The organism is Polaromonas sp. (genome assembly GCF_029945685.1).
GTDB lineage: Bacteria > Pseudomonadota > Gammaproteobacteria > Burkholderiales > Burkholderiaceae_C > Polaromonas.
In genome coordinates this window covers 458,183-477,792 of the sequence record NZ_JAQSDA010000020.1, presented here as the reverse complement: position 1 = coordinate 477,792, position 19,610 = coordinate 458,183, and the positions used below count along the sequence as shown (strand labels likewise).

General features: G+C 65.1%; 17 protein-coding genes. 10 read left to right on the top strand and 7 right to left on the bottom strand.

The genetic code is table 11. From position 1 onward, the window contains the following. The first annotated feature begins 47 nt into the window (after window positions 1–47). The 7 genes from PSV26_RS13855 (at window position 48) to PSV26_RS13830 (ending at window position 7,269) form a co-directional block, all read left to right on the top strand. Entirely contained in the window at window positions 48–2,669 is a 2,622-nt protein-coding gene (locus PSV26_RS13855; protein WP_300571515.1) for a DNA internalization-related competence protein ComEC/Rec2, read from the top strand. 104 nt (window positions 2,670–2,773) lie between these two features. Beyond that, window positions 2,774–4,297 carry a circularly permuted type 2 ATP-grasp protein gene (locus PSV26_RS13850; RefSeq protein WP_300518688.1) on the top strand — a complete coding sequence of 508 codons (1,524 nt, stop codon included), beginning with the start codon at window positions 2,774–2,776 and terminating at the stop codon, window positions 4,295–4,297. Further along, window positions 4,297–4,470, top strand: coding sequence for an alpha-E domain-containing protein (locus PSV26_RS22685; protein ID WP_366946008.1), 174 nt, complete (start codon window positions 4,297–4,299; stop codon window positions 4,468–4,470). Before PSV26_RS13850 ends, PSV26_RS22685 begins: the two co-directional genes overlap by 1 nt. A 3-nt stretch (window positions 4,471–4,473) precedes the next feature. Beyond that, the gene (locus PSV26_RS13845) at window positions 4,474–5,433 is read left to right on the top strand and encodes an alpha-E domain-containing protein (RefSeq protein ID WP_300518691.1); all 960 of its coding nucleotides are present in this window, start codon (window positions 4,474–4,476) and stop codon (window positions 5,431–5,433) included. 192 nt (window positions 5,434–5,625) lie between these two features. Next, window positions 5,626–6,447 carry a transglutaminase family protein gene (locus tag PSV26_RS13840; RefSeq protein ID WP_300571513.1) on the top strand — a complete coding sequence of 274 codons (822 nt, stop codon included), beginning with the start codon at window positions 5,626–5,628 and terminating at the stop codon, window positions 6,445–6,447. A gap of 91 nt (window positions 6,448–6,538) precedes the next feature. Next, on the top strand, window positions 6,539–6,844 hold the full coding sequence (locus PSV26_RS13835; RefSeq protein WP_300571511.1) for a type II toxin-antitoxin system prevent-host-death family antitoxin: 306 nt from the start codon (window positions 6,539–6,541) through the stop codon (window positions 6,842–6,844). After that, window positions 6,841–7,269, top strand: coding sequence for a type II toxin-antitoxin system VapC family toxin (locus PSV26_RS13830; RefSeq protein ID WP_300571509.1), 429 nt, complete (start codon window positions 6,841–6,843; stop codon window positions 7,267–7,269). The genes PSV26_RS13835 and PSV26_RS13830 overlap by 4 nt, the downstream gene beginning before the upstream one ends. A 211-nt stretch (window positions 7,270–7,480) precedes the next feature. Here PSV26_RS13830 and mltB read toward each other — a convergent pair whose 3' ends face one another. The 4 genes from mltB to PSV26_RS13810 form a co-directional block, all read right to left on the bottom strand. Further along, window positions 7,481–8,599: a lytic murein transglycosylase B gene (gene mltB / locus PSV26_RS13825; protein WP_300571507.1), complete on the bottom strand. Its 1,119-nt coding sequence runs from the start codon at window positions 8,597–8,599 to the stop codon at window positions 7,481–7,483. Window positions 8,600–8,645: 46 nt separating this feature from the next. Further along, window positions 8,646–10,688 carry a DUF3488 and transglutaminase-like domain-containing protein gene (locus tag PSV26_RS13820; protein WP_300571505.1) on the bottom strand — a complete coding sequence of 681 codons (2,043 nt, stop codon included), beginning with the start codon at window positions 10,686–10,688 and terminating at the stop codon, window positions 8,646–8,648. A 676-nt stretch (window positions 10,689–11,364) separates the two neighbouring features. Further along, window positions 11,365–12,363: a DUF58 domain-containing protein gene (locus tag PSV26_RS13815; protein ID WP_300571764.1), complete on the bottom strand. Its 999-nt coding sequence runs from the start codon at window positions 12,361–12,363 to the stop codon at window positions 11,365–11,367. A gap of 78 nt (window positions 12,364–12,441) precedes the next feature. After that, the gene (locus PSV26_RS13810; RefSeq protein ID WP_300571503.1) at window positions 12,442–13,362 is read right to left on the bottom strand and encodes a MoxR family ATPase; all 921 of its coding nucleotides are present in this window, start codon (window positions 13,360–13,362) and stop codon (window positions 12,442–12,444) included. Window positions 13,363–13,391: 29 nt separating this feature from the next. Between PSV26_RS13810 and PSV26_RS13805 the strand changes: the two genes are divergently transcribed. Genes PSV26_RS13805 through PSV26_RS13795 form a run of 3 tightly spaced genes read left to right on the top strand, consistent with a single transcriptional unit; the run spans window position 13,392 to window position 16,449 of the window. Next, the gene (locus tag PSV26_RS13805) at window positions 13,392–14,345 is read left to right on the top strand and encodes a histone deacetylase family protein (RefSeq protein ID WP_300518711.1); all 954 of its coding nucleotides are present in this window, start codon (window positions 13,392–13,394) and stop codon (window positions 14,343–14,345) included. A 17-nt stretch (window positions 14,346–14,362) separates the two neighbouring features. Next, entirely contained in the window at window positions 14,363–15,151 is a 789-nt protein-coding gene (locus PSV26_RS13800; protein ID WP_300571501.1) for an enoyl-CoA hydratase, read from the top strand. After that, window positions 15,136–16,449 (top strand): mechanosensitive ion channel domain-containing protein, encoded by a 1,314-nt coding sequence (locus PSV26_RS13795; RefSeq protein ID WP_300518717.1) that lies wholly within the window; start codon window positions 15,136–15,138, stop codon window positions 16,447–16,449. The genes PSV26_RS13800 and PSV26_RS13795 overlap by 16 nt, the downstream gene beginning before the upstream one ends. Before the next feature lie 47 nt (window positions 16,450–16,496). On the opposite strand, the gene PSV26_RS13790 is transcribed toward PSV26_RS13795, so the two are convergent. From PSV26_RS13790 to PSV26_RS13780, 3 genes are all read right to left on the bottom strand, one after another. Further along, entirely contained in the window at window positions 16,497–17,789 is a 1,293-nt protein-coding gene (locus PSV26_RS13790; RefSeq protein ID WP_300518720.1) for a TRAP transporter large permease, read from the bottom strand. Further along, window positions 17,786–18,271 carry a TRAP transporter small permease gene (locus PSV26_RS13785; RefSeq protein ID WP_300518721.1) on the bottom strand — a complete coding sequence of 162 codons (486 nt, stop codon included), beginning with the start codon at window positions 18,269–18,271 and terminating at the stop codon, window positions 17,786–17,788. Before PSV26_RS13785 ends, PSV26_RS13790 begins: the two co-directional genes overlap by 4 nt. A gap of 84 nt (window positions 18,272–18,355) precedes the next feature. Then, window positions 18,356–19,366, bottom strand: coding sequence for a TRAP transporter substrate-binding protein (locus tag PSV26_RS13780; RefSeq protein ID WP_300571499.1), 1,011 nt, complete (start codon window positions 19,364–19,366; stop codon window positions 18,356–18,358). Window positions 19,367–19,610: the final 244 nt, after the last annotated feature.

The window sequence follows — 19,610 nt, the reverse complement described above, 5'->3', positions numbered from 1 at the left end:
TCGACAACCGCAGGGCAGCAAAAGGGGGAGGGCGCTTGGTCAGAGTGATGTCAGCCGCGACGCCTCCCGGGGCCAGGCTGCTGGGCCCGGTCCTGCTCGGTTTTGTGGCGGGCGCCGCCCTGCAGTTGCAGCAGCGCGGGCTGTGGGATGCCGGGCTGTATGCCGGCATCGCCACCGGTGCCGCCGCGCTGACCGTGCTGGTGGCCTTGGCAATGCGCCCCGCGAAAGCGCCATGGTCCGGGCGTCATCTGGCGGCATTGGTGCTGGCCCTGATGGCGGGTTTTGCCTTGACCGGCCTGCGCGCGGCAGCCTTCCAGAGCGGCGCGCTGGCCCCTGCGCTGGAAGGCAAGGACATCGAGGTGACGGGGCGGGTGCTGGCCATGCCCCAGCGCAGCGACGACGGCCTGCGTTTCCGGTTCGCGGTGGAAAGCGCCCTGCTGGACGGGCAGCCGGTGGTGTTGCCGGCGCAGGTCTACCTTGGCTGGTATGCGGGTTTTGGCAGCAGGGAGCCCGCCGACGCTGAAAATCTGGATGCCCCCGCGGCGCTGCTTGCGCTGCAGCGCCAGCCGCAGAACCTGCGCGCCGGTGAATCCTGGCGCATGATGGTTCGACTGAAGGCCCCGCACGGCAACAGCAACCCGCACGGCTTCGACTATGAACTCTGGCTTTGGGAGCAGGGCCTGCAGGCCACCGGTTATGTGCGCGCCGGACCGCGTGATGCGCCGCCTCAACGGCTCGCCGACAGCTGGCGCCACCCGGTCGAGCGCGCACGCCAGTCGCTGCGCGATGCGGTGTACACGCGGGTGACCGACCGTCAGCTCGCCGGCGTGGTGGCGGCCCTGCTGGTGGGTGACCAGAACGCCATCGAACGCGCCGACTGGGATGTGTTTCGTGCCACGGGGGTGGCGCACCTCATGTCCATCTCGGGATTGCACATCACGATGTTTGCCTGGCTGGCCGCGCAGGCTCTCGGCTGGTTGTGGCGGCGTTCGGCGCGCTGGAGCCCGGCCCTGTGTCTGGTGGTCCCGGCGGCGAGTGCCGCGGCCTGGGGCGGGCTGTTGCTGGCAGCGGCGTATGCGCTGTTTTCCGGCTGGGGCGTGCCGGCGCAGCGCACGGTCTGGATGCTGGCGGCCGTGGTGCTGCTGCGCCAGAGCGGCAAACGCTGGCCCTGGCCGCAGGTGTGGCTGCTGGCCATGGCGGTCGTGGTCGCGCTGGATCCCTGGGCCTTGCTGCAGGCCGGGTTCTGGCTGTCGTTTGTGGCGGTGGGCGTCCTCTTTGCGGCCGGGTCGTCCCAAGGCAAGGAATCCCCCTCGGAGGGCAGGGAGCCACACGCATTGGCCGAGCGTGGGGGCGAGGATTTTGCTACGGATTCAGGAGCTGGTCGCGCTTATGCAGTAAGGGCTGGAGGCCAAAATGACCTTGAATCCGCGCCCTGGACGGCCTTGTTGCCCGTCTGGCTGGGCGCTGCAGCAAAGTCCGTGCATCGTTCCATTCGAGAGCAATGGACCGTGACCCTGGCGCTCACGCCCCTGTCGCTGCTGCTGTTCAACCAGGTCTCGCTGGTCGGCCTGCTGGCCAATGGGCTGGCGATTCCGTGGGTGACCCTGCTGGTCACGCCGCTGACCATGCTGGGCGTGCTCTGGGCGCCGTTCTGGGAGCTTGCGGGCGCCGCGGTGGCCGCCCTGATGGTGTTTCTGCAATGGCTGGCACGCTGGCCGCTGGCCAGCATCAGCGTGGCGGCTGCGCCGCTGTGGGCTGCGGTTGCCGGTGTGGCGGGCGGTTCGCTGCTGGCCATGCGCCTGCCCTGGCACTGGCGGGCGCTGGGCCTGCCGCTGCTGCTGCCGGTGTTGCTCTGGCAGCCGCTGCGGCCACCGGCCGGCGAGTTCGAGCTGATCGCCGCCGATGTGGGGCAGGGCAATGCGCTGGTGGTTCGCACCGCCGCCCACACGCTGGTGTACGACAGCGGCCCGCGCTTTTCGCGCGAGAGCGATGCCGGGCACCGGGTGCTGGTCCCTTTGCTGCGCGCCCTGGGTGAACGCGTGGACATGCTGATGCTGAGCCACCGCGACAGCGACCACATTGGCGGTGCGCCGGCCGTGCTGGCGATGCAGCCGCAGGCGGCCCTGCTCAGTTCCATCGAAGACGGCCACGAGCTGCAGGCGCTGCGCCCGGCCACCCGCTGCGTGGCGGGCCAGCGCTGGCAGTGGGACGGGGTCGATTTCGAGGTCCTGCACCCCGCCGCCGGCGACTATGCAGCGCCGGCCCGTTCCAATGCCATGAGCTGCGTGCTGCGCCTGTCCAACGGTAGTCGCAGCGCCTTGCTGGCCGGCGACATCGAGCTGGCCCAGGAGCAGCGTCTGGTGGCGGCGGGCACCACGCTGCGCGCCGACGTGTTGCTGGTGCCGCATCACGGCAGCAAGACCTCGTCCAGCGCTGCGTTTCTGGATGCGGTGCAGCCCACGCTGGCGCTCGCACAGGCCGGTTACCGCAACCGTTTCGGCCACCCGGCGCCGCCGGTGCTGGCACGTTACCGCGAGCGCGGGATTGTGGTGGTCAGCTCGCCGGCCTGCGGCGCCGCCAGCTGGGCCAGCCAGCAACCGGCCGAGATCCGCTGCCAGCGGCAGGCGGCGCTGCGTTACTGGCAGCACCGGATGGACGCGTCGCCATGAATGGAAATCTGCACAAATAGTGATTGGCCTACGAATGGCTGGCGCATTACTTGCTAAGCTAGCTGCATAACGATCCATTCGTAAACCTGCTGGAGACCCTGCCGATGAGCCGCCCCATGTTTGATGAGATGAATGTAACGGCGTCCAGCGTCCGCGAGCACTACCAGGCGTACCAGCGCTGGCTGGCCAGGCAGCCTGGTCCGGTCATGCAGGCCCGGCGTGCCGAGGCCGAGATGATTTTCCGCCGCGTGGGCATCACCTTTGCCGTGTATGGCGACAAGGACGACGGCAACCCCGACAACGGCGGCACCGAACGGCTGATTCCGTTTGACCTGATCCCGCGCATCATCCCCGCGCACGAGTGGGCCAGCATGGAAAAAGGGCTGGTCCAGCGTGTCACGGCGCTGAACCGTTTCATCCACGATGTCTATCACGATCAGGAAATCATCAAGGCCGGCGTGATTCCGTCGGAGCAGATTTTCCAGAACGCGCAGTTCCGCCCCGAGATGATGGGCGTCGAGGTGCCCGGCAACATCTACTCGCACATCAGCGGCATCGACATCGTGCGCGCGCCCAACGCCCAGGGCGAGGGCGAGTACTACGTGCTCGAGGACAACCTGCGCGTGCCCAGCGGCGTGAGCTACATGCTGGAAGACCGCAAGATGATGATGCGGCTTTTCCCCGACCTGTTCAGCGAGAACCGCGTGGCACCTGTCGCGCATTACCCCGACTTGCTGCTCGAGACCTTGCGCGACAACTCACCGGCGCACCGCGCCGAGCCGACGGTGGTGGTGCTGACGCCCGGCATGTACAACTCGGCCTATTTCGAACACGCTTTTCTCGCCCAGCAGATGGGTGTGGAACTGGTCGAGGGGCAGGACCTGTTCGTCAAGGACAACTTTGTCTACATGCGCACCACACGCGGCCCGAAACGCGTCGACGTGATCTACCGCCGCGTTGACGACGACTTCCTCGACCCGCTGGCTTTCCGGCCGACCTCCACACTCGGGTGCGCCGGCCTGCTCAATGTCTACCGCAGCGGCAACGTCGCGCTGTGCAATGCCATCGGCACCGGCGTTGCCGACGACAAGTCGATTTACCCTTACGTGCCCAAGATGATCGAGTTTTACCTCGGCGAAAAACCCATCCTGAAAAACGTGCCGACCTGGATGTGTCGCAACGCGGACGACCTCAGCTACACGCTGGCCAACATGAAAGACCTGGTCATCAAGGAAGTGCACGGCGCGGGCGGCTACGGCATGCTGGTCGGCCCGGCCGCCACCCAGGCCGAGATCGAGGATTTCCGCAAGGCCGTGCTGGCCAACCCGGCCGGCTACATCGCCCAGCCGACGCTGAGCCTGTCGACTTGCCCGACCTATGTCGAAAGCGGCATCGCGCCGCGCCATATCGATCTGCGGCCATTTGTGCTGAGCGGGAAAACCGTGCAGATGGTGCCGGGTGGTCTGACACGTGTGGCGCTGAAAGACGGCTCGCTGGTGGTCAACTCGTCGCAGGGTGGCGGCACCAAGGACACCTGGGTGCTGGAAGACGGTGACATCCCCTTGCAGTCCCAATCCCAGTCGCAATCCGGACAATCACAAAGCCAGTCACAGGGAGGAAGCAAATAATGTTGTCACGCACCGCCGATCACCTGTTCTGGATGTCCCGCTACACAGAGCGTGCAGGCGAGAGGCCGCAGGCATTCGCGGGGATGACTGACAAATGCGCGCAGCGCTTGTCATGGCATCACCAAAATACGCAAAGCGCGCCAGCGCTTTCGGTGTTTGAGGCGAGGAGTTAAACCATGCTGTCACGAACTGCTGATCATTTGTTCTGGATGTCCCGCTACACAGAGCGCGCCGAAAACACCGCGCGCATGCTGGATGTGAACTACCAGACCTCCCTGCTGCCGCAATCCACCGCCGTGGCGCAGGTAGGCTGGAAGGGCCTGCTCAGCATCAGCGAGCTGTCGGCCGCCTATGAAAGCAAATATGGCGACGTCAATGCGCGCGACGTGATGGACTTCATGGTGCGTGACGAGAAAAATTCGTCCAGCATCATTTCCTGCCTGAAGAATGCACGGGAAAATGCACGCGCCGTGCGCGGCACGCTGACCACCGAGGTCTGGGAAACGCAGAACCAGACCTATCTTGAAATCTTCCGCATGCTGCGCAATGGCGACTTCGAACGCGACCCGGGGCAGTTCTTCGAATGGGTCAAGTTCCGCTCGCACCTGTCGCGCGGCGTGACCGTCGGCACCATGCTGCAGGACGAGGCGCTGTACTTCATGCGGCTGGGGACCTTCCTCGAGCGCGCCGACAACACCGCACGCCTGGTCGATGTGAAGTTTCACGCGGTGCAAAGCGACTTTTACGGCGCAGCCAGCGTGAAAGACCAGGAGTACGACTTCTACCACTGGAGCGCGATCCTGCGCAGCGTCAGCGCCTTCGAGATCTACCGCCGTGTCTACCGCAATGTGATCAAGCCCGAACGCGTGGCCGAACTGCTGATCCTGCGTGCCGACATGCCGCGTTCGCTCGCTGCCAGCCTGCAGGAGGTGGTTAGCAACCTGGCAAAGGTCACGGATGACCAGAGCTGTGAGACCGTGCGCCGCGCCGGCAAGCTCAACGCCGACCTGCAGTACGCGCGCATCGACGAGATCCTGGCCACCGGCCTGCACGCCTACCTGACGCAATTCCTCGACCGCGTGAACGAACTCGGCGCCCACATCAGCCGCGACTTCCTGGTTCCGGCGACCGCGTGAAGCACCACCGCGCGCCTGATCGCGCCAGGCAAGACCCTCCTTCCTGGAGCGCGCAGTGAACGAACGTGGGACTTTTCAATCAAGCAGGGGCCGCGGAACCGGCTTCGCCGGGCCGCAGGCGCAGCGGCCCCTTTTCCTGTGCAAGGGGCAGGGAGCCGCCGCAGGCTCGAAGCGAGCGAACGTGGGGGCCCCATGAAGTTACACGTCCGCCACACCACGCGTTACCGCTACACCGAGCCCCTGCGTTATGCGCTGCAGACGCTGTGGCTGACGCCGAAGTCCGGCCCCTCGCAAACCGTGCTTTTCTGGACGCTGGGTGCGCCCGGCGCGTTGCATGAGCAGCACGACGGCTGCGGCAACAGCATCCACTCCTACACCTTTGTCGCCGAAGCGTCCGCCCACGTGACCGGCAGCCTGGTCAACGCGGCGGGGCAGGTGGACACCCTCGGCGTGGCCGAGTTCAATGACGACGCGGCGATGCCGCACCCGGCCTTTTTTCTCAGGCCGACGGCGCTTGCTGCGCCGCATCCTTCGCTGGCCGAATTCGGCCGCCACTTCGTGCCGCCGTCCAGCCTGCCCGGTGTCACCGACCTGGGCATGCTTTTGGCCCTGAGCCATGGTGTGGCGGGCGCCGTCAGCTACCAAAAAAATAGCACCAGCGTGACCACCACGGCGTTGCAGGCCTTTGAAGCCGGCGCCGGTGTGTGTCAGGACCAGGCCCATGTGATGGTGGCCATGTGCCGCAGCCTGGGCATTCCGGCGCGTTATGTCAGCGGTTATTTCTACGCCGCCAACGAACCCGACCTGGCCAGCCACGCCTGGGCCGACATCTGCCTTGACGTGGCGGCCCGGCGCTGGGTCAGCATCGACGTGACCCACAGCTGCCTGATCGACCAGCGCCACGTGCGTCTGGCCGTCGGCACCGACTACAACGCCTGCCCGCCCATCAAGGGCATACGCCACGGCGGCGGGGAGGAAGAAATGTTGGTGGATATCACGATTGAGCCGGTGTGACTGGGGCGCTAAAAAATCCCTTTCCTTGAGTTGGACGGTGCTTGATTTTTTCGGTAAAATCTGACTAGTTCATCAAACTAGTCAGTTAATCATGCGAACCGATGTCCCTCAATCACCCGCATCCGCCTGGCGGCTGCAAGATGCCAAGGCGCAATTCAGCGCAGTGGTCGATAACGCCATGCGTGGGGTGCCGCAGCACGTCACACGCAGCGGCAAGCGGGCCGTGGTGGTGCTGTCGGAGGAAGACTTTGAAGCCCTGCAGCGCAGCGCCGCCAGCCGGGCCCATGCGCCTGTGAGCCTGATCGAGCATTTGCTGGCCATGCCCAAAGCGCCCCCCGGCGCGCAGACTGATTCGCACCGCCTCGACATACAGCCCCGCGACGTGGATTTTTCATGATTCTGCTGGACACCATGGTGCTGTCCGAGTTGCGCAAGGCCAGGCCGAATGCAGGCGTGGTGGCCTATCTGAAAAGCCAGGCACCTGACGCTGTTTTTGTGAGCGCCCTGACCATGGGCGAGATTGAAGCGGGCATTGAAAAGCAACGCAGCACGGCACCCGACTTTGCCGCGGAACTCGCCCAGTGGCTGGCGCTGATGGAACTGCAATTTGCCCACAACATCCTGCCGGTGACCCCGGCGATTGCCAAACTTTGGGGACGGCTGTGCGTGCAGACGGGCAACAAGGGAATTGACAACCTGATTGCCGCCACTGCCTTGTGTCATAACCTGACGGTGGTGACTCGCAATGTGACGGATTTCGAGCCGACGGGGGTACGGGTGTTGGATCCGTTTGGCCTGGTGCCAGCGGCAAGGCCACGTTGACAGGCTTTGCCAGAGGGGGCGGCCTCGGCTTATCGGTCAACCTGTGCCGCTAATCCGTATTGGGTAACGGTCGCATTCTGGTACCTTCTTGGCGCGTTCTTCGTCGGAACTGGCCTTGGCCAAATCCGTCTTTGTCTTCGCGGCGAAGGCCGAGGGCCCTGACAATGGATCAAGGCGGCTCCGTTCGACGGGTTGCTTGAATCCAGCATCTTCACCTCACCCGCGCCGCCACTTCCCGCCCCAGCTCTATCACCGCCATCGCGTAATAACTGCTCCAGTTGTAGCGCGTGATGGCATAAAAATTTTCCGTGCCGGCGACGTAACTCGGCGCGCTGCCGCCGTTGTTGGGATCGCCGTTGAGCAGCTCGATCAGCGCCAGCGGGCCGGTGTGGTTCAGCGCCTGGCCTTCCAGCACGGCCCCCCTGGCGGTGAAGCTGGCCACGCTGAAGGTCGGCAAAATGTCGGGCGCCATCAGCGCGTCCATGTCCAGCCTGGCGCTGTCGAACCGGACCGGGTAATGTGTGGGCATGCCGGGCTGCCAGTTGAAGGCCTTGAAATAACTGGCGACCGAGCCGATCACATCGGCCGGGCTGTTCCACAAATCCACCTTGCCGTCGCCGTCGAAGTCCACCGCGTACTTGACCCAGCTCGAGGGCATGAACTGCGGCATGCCCATGGCGCCGGCATAACTGCCGCGCGGCCCCAAGGGGTCGCTGCCCAGGCGGCTCTGGTGGCTCAGGAACTGTTCGAGTTCGCCTTTGAAAAACGCGCTGCGCTCGCTAGCCCGCGGATGGGCGGGTGGAAAGTCGAAAGCCAGCGTGGTCAGTGCGTCCAGCACGCGGAACTTGCCGGTGTCGCGGCCGTAAATGGTCTCCACACCGATGATGCCGACGATGATTTCGGCGGGCACGCCGTATTCCGCTTCAGCACGTGCCAGGCTGGCCTGGTTGTCTTGCCAGAAAGCTGCGCCGGCGGCGATGCGGACGGGGTCGATGAAACGGCTGCGGTAGACGCGCCAGTTCTTGGTGAAGGTCTTGGCCGGCGGTTGCATCAGCCGCACGATGGTCGGGCTGAAGCGCGCCTGGCCGATGGCGTTGCGCACCCATGACACGTCGAGGTCGCGCCGGCCGGCCAGGTCTTCGGCAAAACGCATGGCTTCGGGACGGCTGGCGTAGGCGGTTTCCTGACCGGACGCCTGCTGCACCTTGATTTTTCGGGGTTTGAGGTCTTTTGCGGCGCTGGCGCCTGCTGCTCCTGCGCCGACAGCTATCAAAAGAAGAGCGCCCAGGAGGCGGGGCGAGGCAAGGGATGGGAGCGGGCGAAAAATCATGCGAAAAGGGTGAGTCCGGAAAAACAGGGATGAAAGCTGATCAGGCTCACAGTATGGCGCCAGGCGCTTGTCCCGCTGTGGCAGCCGGGAACCTCAGGCCGGCATACTGTTTCTTGAGCCGGGTCAGGGAAGTGGCCGTGCCGACGGCAGGCGTGCCAGCATAACGCTGCGCTTCCAGTTGCAGCAGCCAGTCGTGCAGCGCCCGGCCCTCGTCGCCGTACCGATGCAGGACCTGCTGCGCCAGCTGGCGCGGGGAGGTCGCGGCATGGCTGTCCAGCCCGGCCCTGGCCAGCTGTCTGCGGGCGCGGCCCAGCAGGCGCAGCCAGGGGTCGTGCTGGCTGCGGTCCCACAGGGTCCAGGCCGCACCGGCCAGGCTGACCCCTACGACGATGCCGATCAGCACATACGCCAGGTCTTCCCAGCTCGGCGACTCAAAACCAATGTCCTTGAGCAGCTGCAGCTGCTTGCCCTGCGTGTAGGTGAGGATCCACTGGTTCCAGCGGTTGTTGACGGCTTCCCAGGTGGCGCGCAGCTGCGCCGACAGCGTCGGGCTGAAGGTGCCCAGGGCCTGCCCGACCAGCCCTTGCGGCGCCGCCAGCCGCTGGAAGGCCCCGATGCGCCCGGGCGCCACGGCCGAGGTCGGATCCACACGCACCCAGCCCTGGCCCGCCTGCCAGACCTCGGCCCAGGCGTGGGCATCGCTCTGGCGCAGCACCCAGAAGCCATCGACCGTATTGAGCTCTCCGCCCTGGTAGCCGGTGACGATGCGGGCCGGCACGTCCATCGCGCGCATCAGCACCACAAAGCTGGAAGCGATGTGTTCGCAAAACCCTTCCTTGCGGTCAAACCAGAATTCGTCAGCGGTGTTGGTGCCGTACACGCCGGGCTCCAGCGTGTAGGTGTAGCCGCCGGTGCGCAGGCGATCCATCACGACCTGCACCAGCGCCGCGGCACCGGCCTGGGCGTACCGCGGGTCACGCCGGATCTCGGCGGCCAGCGCCAGCGTGCGCGGGTTGAAGCCGGGGGGCAGCTCGACAAACTCCTGCAGGCCGACTTCCTGCCGCTCGGGTCCGTGCCTGAACACCGGGTGGCTTTTCACCTGGTAGCGGACCAGGTCAGTGATGGGGCGGTCGGTCAGCCATTGCAGGTCGTTGCTCATTCGCGTCTGGTAGCCCGGCAGGCTGGGGCTTTCGGCTGCCGCTTCCATGACAAACAGCCAGGGCCGGCTGGTGGGCTCGAGCGTGACCTGGTAGGTGATGGGCGCACCCTGCACGCTCAGGTTGTCGGCCAGCTTGTAGCGGAGCGGAAACCCCGAGCGGGACGAGGGCCGCCACTCGCGCCCGTCAAAGGCAGAGAGCACCGGCCCGCGAAAGTACAGTTCGCGCTGCGGTGGCGGCTGGCCTTCAAACGCAATCCGCATGGCGATGCTGCTGTCGAGCGCCAAGCTGGCAATGGTGCCGACCTGCATGGTGGCGCTCAGGCCGCTGCGGCCCGTCATGGCGTCCGAGGGCACGCCCCACAGCGGCGCCAGGCGCGGGAACAGCACAAACAGCAGCACCATCACGGGCGCACCGAGCAGCGCCATCCAGCCGGCCGTTCTGGCAGCCTGCAGCAGCGGCGGTTTGCCGACCGGCATGTGGGCATTGACCAGGGCCGTCAGCAGGCCCAGCAGGCCCAGCAGCATGCTGAAGGCCGTCAGCAGCGACTGGGAGTAGAAGAAGTTGGTGAGCATCGTGAAGAAGCTCAGAAAGAAAACGACGAAGGCGTCGCGTTTGGCACGCAGCTCCAGCGTCTTGAGCGCCAGCAAGATCACGATCAGCGTGACGCCGGCATCCCGGCCCAGCAGGGTGCGGTGGGTCGCCAGCGTGGCAGCGATGGAAACGGCCAGCAGGCCCAGCAGCCACCATTTGTTCGGCAGCGGTTTGTTGCCAAAGGCCAGCCGGCCGCGCCACAGCAGCATGCCGGCCGCCAGCGCGCTGCACCACCAGGGCAACTCGCTGACTTGCGGCAGCAGCACCCAGGCGATGACCACCAGCAGGAAGAGGGTGTCGCGGCTGTCGCGGGGCAGGGTTTGGAGGCGGGCTAGCATGTGGCTTGCCCGCCGGTCTGTGGGTGTGTCTGCGCCCGTTGGCCGGGGGTTGCCCGGCGGCAAGTAACTTTCTTTTGTCTCGCCAAAAGAAAGTCACCAAAGAAAAGGCGACCCGATGGTCCGGGTCCCCTGCGCTGCGCTTCGGGGCAACCTGCGGTGCTCGCCAAAAGCGGGGTCGAGCTCGAACTCGCCTTCGGCTCAGACAATCGCTCGCCCTGATCCGCTTTCGGCTGTGCTCCTCGGCCCGGCCCGACGGGTGGGGGACCGGAAACCAAAACGAAAACCGGGACCGGGCGCCGACTAAGACGCACTTTGCGCGTCTTAGTCTCCCCGCATCCGACTTCGTTTCCCAAAGCCCGTTTGGCTGGGCCGAGCAGCGCAGATGGAGGCGGTGTCAAGGGCGGCAGTTGTTTGAGCCGTAGGCGAGTTCTGCCGACCCCCGCCGGAATCGAGCAGCGCAGGTTGCCCGGAGCGAAGCGGAGGGACCCAGACAGTCGGGTCGCCTTTCTTTTCCTTAGGTTTCTTTGGCGAAGCAAAGAAAAGTAAGTCGCCCGCCGGGGCGAGACCCGGCTTGGTGGCACACCACAACCCGTGGACGCAAAGAGAGCTTCAACAAGCCCAGCCCAGACAAGTGGAGATAGCCCCCAGCCTGGATTGTCTGACAAGGCAGGAGCGCTCAACATAAAGCCAGCGCCTCCAGACACTGCCGTTTGTGCGCTTCCCCACTGGCCGGCTTGATCTCCAGCCCCGGCAGGCGCAGGCCGTAGCGCAGGCCCAGCTTGTCGGCCTGCAGCACCCAGGCGCACAGCCGCGACAGCCGTGCTTCGGTGCCGAGCGAGCCGGCCTGCAGGAAATCCAGCCAGAGCTCGTGGCGCTGGGCCTGCTGGGTGTCGCGTACCACCAGGCCGTTGCCCTGGTCGTCGGCCTTGGCGGCTTTTTTCCACATGACGAGTTTGAGCGGGTCGCCGCGGCGGTAGCCGCGTACGCCGTCGAACTCGCCGGCGCTTTGCCAGCGGGCCGAAGCGTCGGCGCCGCCGGAGCGTGGTTCGCCCGGTGGCAGGGGCGGCGGGTGCAACTCCGGCGCCGGGTAGACCAGCATCTGTGCGGCGGGGCGCCAGACGGTCCAGACGCGGAAGGTGCCAAGCGGGAAGCGGGTTTCGGCGGTCAGCGTGGGCAGGCGGTGCAGGCCGCGGTGCTGCGGGGTGAAAGCGACCTGCACCGTGGCGCTGTTCTGCGCCGGTACATCGGTCCAGGCCCAGTGCGGCTGGCCAGTCCCGCCGGGTGCGGCCAGCACACTGATGCCGATGCCGTGCCGCACGGAGCGCCGGCTGTTCGTGAGTTTGACGTCAAAAATGGCTGCAGTCCCCGTAAAATGGGCGGGAGGTGCTATCAAATTCATGGCAAGACCGCGCAGGGTGCCGTGGCACACATGCATGCCGGTGAGGGCGCTGCCGGCCAGCAGAAAGGTCAGCAGGTAGCCCAGGTTGAGCTGGTAGTTGATGGAGGCGACCAGCAGCACCAGCAGCGTCAGCGCCAGCATCAGCCCGGGCCGCGTCGGCAGGATGTAGACATTGCGCTGGGTCAGCAGCACGCTGTCGGTCAGCGGCAAGCGGCTTTGCCACCATCGCTGAAACCCGTTTCTCACGAGGGCAAACGGATTCCACTCGCGGGTCACCGCGGAACCGGCTCTGCCGGGCCGCTGGTGGCGCCCCCCTTGGGGGGAGGCGCCGGAGGCGCTTCGGGGGGGAGTCATTTAGGGCAAGGGCACGGCCTCGATCATGGCGCGCACCTGCTCCACCGATCCGCGCCCGGCGTCGCTGACCGGGATCAGCCGGTGCGCCACGGTTTGCGGCAGCACGGCCACGATGTCGTCCGGCGCCACGTAGTCTCGCCCGCTCAGGAAGGCCTGGGCGCGTGCGGCGCGCACCAGGGCGATGCCGGCGCGCGGGCTCAGGCCCTGCAAAAACCAGCGGCCCGACCGGGTGGCGGCAATCAGGTCCTGCAGGTAGTTGAGCAGGGGTTCCGACGCATGCACCTGCTGCACCTGCTGCTGCAGGTCCAGCAGGTCATGCGGCATGAGCACGGTGGCCAGCTTGTCGACCATGTCGCGGCGGTCGCTGCCGCCCAGCAGTTCGCGCTCGGCGTCGCGGTCCGGGTAACCCAGCGAGATGCGCATGTGAAAACGGTCCAGCTGCGACTCGGGCAGGGCGTAGGTGCCCAGCTGGTCGTGCGGGTTCTGGGTGGCAATCACAAAAAAGGGCACGGGCAGGGGCCGGGTTTCGCCCTCCACCGTCACCTGCTTTTCTTCCATGGCTTCGAGCAACGCACTTTGCGTGCGCGGGCTGGCGCGGTTGATCTCATCGGCCAGCAGCACCTGGGCAAAAATCGGTCCGGGGTGGAACACGAAACTTTCCTTCTGGCGCTCGTAAATCGACACCCCCGTCAGGTCGCTGGGCATCAGGTCGGCGGTGAACTGCACCCGCGAAAACTGCAGTCCGAAGGAACGCGACAGGGCATGCGCCAGCGTGGTTTTGCCGACGCCCGGCACGTCTTCGATCAGCAGGTGCCCGCCGGCCAGCAGGCAGGCGACACAGTCCTGCACCTGGGCCGGCTTGCCCACAATGACCGTGTTAAGCTGATTCAAAAGCGTTTGAATTTTTTGTTTCGCGTTCATGCCATCAACCTTACCGCAAAATTTCTCCTATGAACGGCACCGCGTACTTCACCCATAAAGACTGCTGGAAACACGAGATGGGTGCGGGGCACCCGGAATGTCCGGAGCGGCTCGATGCGATTGAAGACCGCCTCTTGATCACCGGCGTCGGCGATGCGCTGGACCGGCGTGAGGCGCCCTTGGCGTCCATCAGCGACCTGGAGCTGGCGCATGGCCGCATGCTGATCGCCTCGCTGCGCGGCCTGAGCGACCAGCTCGCCGACGAAATTCTCGCGGGCGGCCCGACCCATGCGCAGATCGATCCCGACACCTCGATGAACGTGCACACCTGGACGGCGGCCCTGCGCGCCGCCGGTGCCACCCTGGCCGCCACCGATGCGGTGCTGGCGGGCGAAGTTGAAAACGCCTTTTGCGCGGTGCGGCCGCCCGGCCACCATGCATGCCGCGACAAGGCCATGGGCTTCTGTTATTTCAACAACATTGCGGTGGCGGCCAAATACGCGCTGGAGCGGCACGGCCTCAAACGCGTGGCGATTGTCGATTTCGACGTTCACCACGGCAACGGCACGGAAGACATCATCCGCGGCGACGACCGCATCCTGATGGTGAGCTTTTTCCAGCACCCGTATTACCCGTATACCGGCGCCGAAACGCAGGCCGCCAACATGGTGAACCTGCCGGTGCCGGCCTACACCAAGGGCATGGACATCCGCGAGCTGATCGAGATGATGTGGATCCCGCGGCTGGAGGAGTTCAAGCCGGAGATGATTTTCATCAGCGCCGGTTTTGATGCCCACCGCGAGGACGACCTGGGCCAGCTGGGGCTGACCGAGCAGGACTACGCCTGGATCACCATGCGCCTGAAGGACCTGGCCAAGCGTCACGCCAGGGGCCGCATCGTCTCTTCACTCGAAGGCGGCTACAACCTGGGTGCCCTGGCGCGCAGCGTGGAGGCGCACATCCGCGTCCTTGCCGATCTATAGACCTCTGGATTCCTGCCATGAATGATTCTTCGGCCCCCGTGTTGCATACCCGCGACGAGCGCGGTGTGAACTGGCTGACGCTGAACCGTCCGGCCGCTTTCAATACCCTGAGCGAAGAGATGCTGGCGGCCCTGCAGGCCGCGCTTGATGCGGTGGCCGCCGACCCGGGCGCGCGACTGGTGGTGCTGGCCGCCGAAGGCAAGGCTTTTTGCGCCGGGCACAACCTCAAGGAGATGCGCGCGCAGCCCGAACTGGCCTACTACCAGAAGTTGTTTGCGCAATGCACCCGCATGATGCTCACCATCCAGGCCCTGCCGGTACCGGTGCTGGCCCGGGTGCAGGGCGTGGCCACGGCCGCCGGCTGCCAGCTGGTGGCGCAATGCGATCTGGCGGTGGCCAGCAGCGAGGCGACCTTTGGTGTCAACGGCATCGACGTGGGCCTGTTCTGCGCCACACCCAGCGTGCCGCTGGTGCGCAACATTCCCGCCAAGCAGGCCATGGAAATGCTGCTGACCGGCGCCTTCATCAGTGCCGAAGAGGCACGCTTGCGCGGCCTGGTCAACCGCGTGGTGGCACCGGAAGCGCTGGACGCTGAAATAGAGCAGATGCTGCAGGCCATCCTGGCGAAACCGCGCGAGGCCATTGCCATGGGCAAGGCCCTGTTCTACCAGCAGCGCGAAACCGGCATCGCGGCCGCTTACCAGCTCGCCGGCCAGACCATGGCCTGCAACATGGTTCACCCGGTGGCGCAGGAGGGCGTGCAGGCCTTCATCGACAAAAGGAAGCCCCAATGGCCGGTCCTGTGAGCTCCCGTGCGGGGTCAGCCCGAATCGATACGCTCGACGAATGGTTTGCCGCGCTGGCCCAGCCCAGTGCGCTGACCGAACTGGCGGCGCTCATCGCCTGCGTGCTGCTGGCCTGGCTGCTGGTGCGGGTGGCCAGCCGCGCGCAGGCCGTGGCCGGCCGCACCTCCATCCTGTTTGGCCAGCGCGTGATCGACGGCGTGTTGTTTCCCTTGCTGCTGCTGTTTTTTGCCTACGCAGCCCAGACTTTGCTGGCGCGGCTGTTTCCCGTGGCCGTGTTCAAGGTGGCGGTTCCGGTGCTTCTGGCGCTGGCGGTGATTCGCCTGGGCGTCAAGGTGCTGCAGGTGGCCTTCAAGGAAGCGCCTTTTGTGCGGGCCCTGGAACGCACCATCTCGTGGCTGGCCTGGCTCGCGATGGTGCTCTGGGTCAGCGGCCTGCTGCCGGTGATTCTTGAAGAGCTGGACGACATCAAGTGGAAGGTTGGCAACTCGACCCTGTCGGTGCGTACCATGCTCGAGGGTGCGGTGACCGCCGGGGTGGTGCTGCTGATCACGCTGTGGATTTCCGCGGCGATTGAGACGCGCTTGCTGCGTTCGGCCACCGGCAACGAGCTGTCACTGCGCAAGGCCGTCAGCAACGCCACCCGCGCGGTACTGATGTTTGTCGGCCTGCTGATGGCGCTGTCGGCGGTGGGCATCGACCTGACGGCCCTGTCGGTGCTGGGCGGGGCGATCGGCGTGGGCATAGGTTTCGGCCTGCAGAAACTGGCTGCCAACTACGTCAGCGGCTTTGTGATGCTGGCCGAACGCAGCGTGCGCATCGGCGACAACGTGCGGGTCGATAACTTCGAGGGCCGCATCACCGACATCAACGCGCGTTACACGGTGGTGCGGTCGCTGGGCGGGCGCGAGTCCATCGTGCCCAACGAAATGTTCATCAGCAACCGCATTGAAAACCTCTCCCTGGCCGATTCGCGCGTGTTGCAGTCCACCGTGGTGTCGGTGGGCTACGACAGCGACGTCGAGCTGGTGATGCGTTTGCTGACCGAGGCGGCGCTCGCGCAGGATCGGGTCCTGCGCGACCCCGGCCCGGGTGTCAACCTGACCAATTTCGGGGCCGACGGACTGGAATTCACGCTGAACTACTGGATGACGGACCCGGAAAACGGCCAGCAGAACCTGCGCTCGCGCATCAACCTCGCCATCCTGCAATCCCTGCGCGAGAACCGCATCGAGATTCCTTACCCGCAGCGGGTGATTCACACCCGGCCCCAGCCGGAGCAAGACGTCAGGGCTTCCTGAGGCCTCCCGCGCCGCGCCTGCTCCGGCGCGGCGCTTGCCTTTTCCTTTTATTTCATGAAGGAGGGCAGCCAGAGGCTGAGCCCGGGGAAAGCCAGCAGGATGCCCAGCGCCACCACCTGCATGACCACAAAAGGCCAGACGCCGCGGAAGATGGCGCCCAGCCCGACCTTGGGCAACAGGGTGTTGAGCACAAACAGGTTCATGCCCACGGGCGGCGAGATCAGGCCGATCTGGATCACCATCACGATCAGCACACCGAACCAGACCGGATCGAAACCGAGTGACACCACAATCGGGAAAAACAGCGGAATGGTCAGCAGCACCATGGTGAGCTCTTCCATCACGGTGCCCAGCAGAACGTAGATCATCATCATCGCCGCGACGATCATCACCGGCGACAGGCCCAGGTGGGTGATCCACTCCTTGAGGTCATTGGGCATGGAGGTGAAGTTCACGAAGTTGGCAAAAATGGTCGCGGCGATCAGCAGGGTGAACAGCATGGCCGTGGTGCGCGCCGACTCCACCAATACCTCGAGCGTGGCCTTGACCGTCAACCGCCGCCGTGCCAGTGCAAACAGGAAGGAACCCGCCGCACCTATGCCCGCGCCTTCGGTGGCGGTGAACACGCCGCCGTAAATGCCGCCCAGCACCAGCACCACCAGCAGCAGCACGCCCCAGATGCCGCGCAAGGCCTTCCAGCGCTCGGACCAGCTCGATTTTTCAGCGGCCGGCGCATGTTCCGGATCCATGAAGGTCATAAAAACCACGGCCACCATCAGCAGCAGGGCGATCAGGATGCCCGGGATCACCCCGGCTGCAAACAGCTTGCCGATGTTGGTTTCGGTCACGATGCCGTAGATGACCATGATGGTCGAGGGTGGAATCATGATGCCCAGCGTGCCACCTGCAGCAATCACGCCGGTCGAAAGCGAGTCGCTGTAGCCCAGCCGCTTCATCGACGGGTAGGCGACCTTGCTCATGGTGGCGGCGGTGGCTATCGACGAACCGCAAATGGCGCCAAAGCCGGCGCATGCCGCGATGGTGGCATGCGCCAGGCCGCCGCGCAGGTGGCCGATGAAGGCGTAGGCGGCATGAAACAGCTCATGGGCCAGCCCGGCGCGCGCGACAAAATTTCCCATCAGGATGAACAGCGGGATCACCGACAGCGTGTAGGCAAAACCGGTTTCATGGACGACTTGCGCCGTACTGGCCAGAGCCGGGTGCCAGCCGCGTGTCAGGCCCATGCCGACAATGCCGACCAGGCCCATGGCAAAAGCCAGGGGCAGGCGCAGCAGCGCCAGCACGAAAATGGCGCCAAAACCAAGCAGGGCTTCGGTCACAGCGTGACTCCTTCGCCGGTGTCGGTATCGGAAGCAGGGCGCAAGGCCATGCCCAGGTGAATCAACCCGGCCAGAGCGCACAGCACGGCCATGCCGTAAATGAAGGGCGCTTTCAGGATCAGCAGCTGTGCCGTGGTCTCGCCGGTTTCCAGGTACTGGCCGCCGGTTTGCCACATCAGCCAGCCCAGCGCCAGCAGGACCACGCCGCAGATCAGCTGCATCAGGGCGCGCTGCACCTTGCGGACGGCCTCGGGCAGGTAGTGGTCCAGGGAGTCGAACACCACATGTTCGCCGCGCAGCGAAACCAGCGGCAGCGCTGCAAAAATCACCACCACCATTAGCAGCTCGGTGAGCTCCAGGGAGCCCGTGATGGAGTTGGAGAGCAGCTTGCGGCCCCCCACGTCAAAAAAAGTCAGCGCCATGATGGCGAACAGGGCAATGGCAGCCAGCAGGCCGCAGACCCTCTCGATCAGCTTGTTCAATCTATGTGCCTCGATCCATGAAAAAAAGCGCGGCCCTCATTGTCCATGAGGCCGCGCCGGGGCTGGCGTCTGGGCGTCAGCGGATTATTTTTCCTGGCGGGCGATTTCCGCGCGGAACTCCGCCAGCACCTTGGCCGCGTCCTTCAGGCCCTTGGCATTGGCGTCCTTGACCCACTTCTGTTCCAGTGGGGCCGTCCTGGCCTTGACGTCGGCAACAAAGGCGGCATCGGCCTTGACGACCTGCACATTGTTGGCCTGCATCAGGCCCATGGCGCGGCGATCCACGCGGTCCCAGCCGCGGCCGTAAATGCGCGCAGCCACTTCACCGGAGATGGCGTCCACCGCCTTCTTCTCGTCGGCGGGGAGCTTGTCGTATTTGGCCTGGTTCATCATGAAGACAAAGCTGGTGTTGTACAGGCCACCGGGAAAGGTGGTGGCATGTTTGATGAGCTTGTCGATCTTGAACGACTCGGTGGACTCGGCCGGGAACAAGGTCCCGTCCATGACGCCGCCGGAGAGCAGCTCGTACGAGTCGGGCGCCGGCTTGAGCGTGACATTCATGCCCAGCGTCTTGGCGATCTCGTTGACCATGCCGCCGCCGACGCGCCATTTCAGGCCGCCGAGCTCGGCCACGTTGGTCACGGGACGTTTGGTGTTGAACACAATCCCGGGGCCGTGGGTGAAGAAGGACAGGACCTTCACGCCCTGGTGTTCAGCCTGGAACTCGGGGTGTTTCATGGCGACCTTGTTGAAGGCCACGGAAATCGGCTCGGAGGTGTTGCCCAGGAAGGGGAACTCGGCCATCTGGGTGTAGAGAAAACGTCCCGGGGTGTAGCCGTGCACGGTGTAGGACACGTCGGCCAGGCCATTCTTGACAGCGTCCATGGTGCCAGGCGCTGCAGTGACGCCGCGCGGCAGAATGTTGCACTTCATCTTTCCGGCGGTGTTTTTCTCCAGCAGGTCGCACCATTCCTTCTGGGCCATGCTCAGGGTGTGGGTGGGCGGTAGCCAGCTGGAAACGGTCAGCACGGTCTGGGCAGAGGCAAGGCCACTGCAGACGGTGAGCAGGGCGGCGGCAATCGGTTTGATGTTCATAAACACTCCGGGCGGTCAGGGGGCTGACCGGATGACTTTGTTGAGGGCTGACTCAGTGGCGGGGTTGCCCTGATTCATTCGGAACGCTCACTTTAAGTCAGTGACGGGCGCCAGTCTGTCCATGCTTACCCCAATTAACCGACCAAACGGTCTGCTAATTTGGCGCGCAATTGTCGCCCGGGCAACACTGCTTTGGGTCGGCGGCTCTAATTCGGGCGCCAGCGGTCTTTATAATGAAATAGAA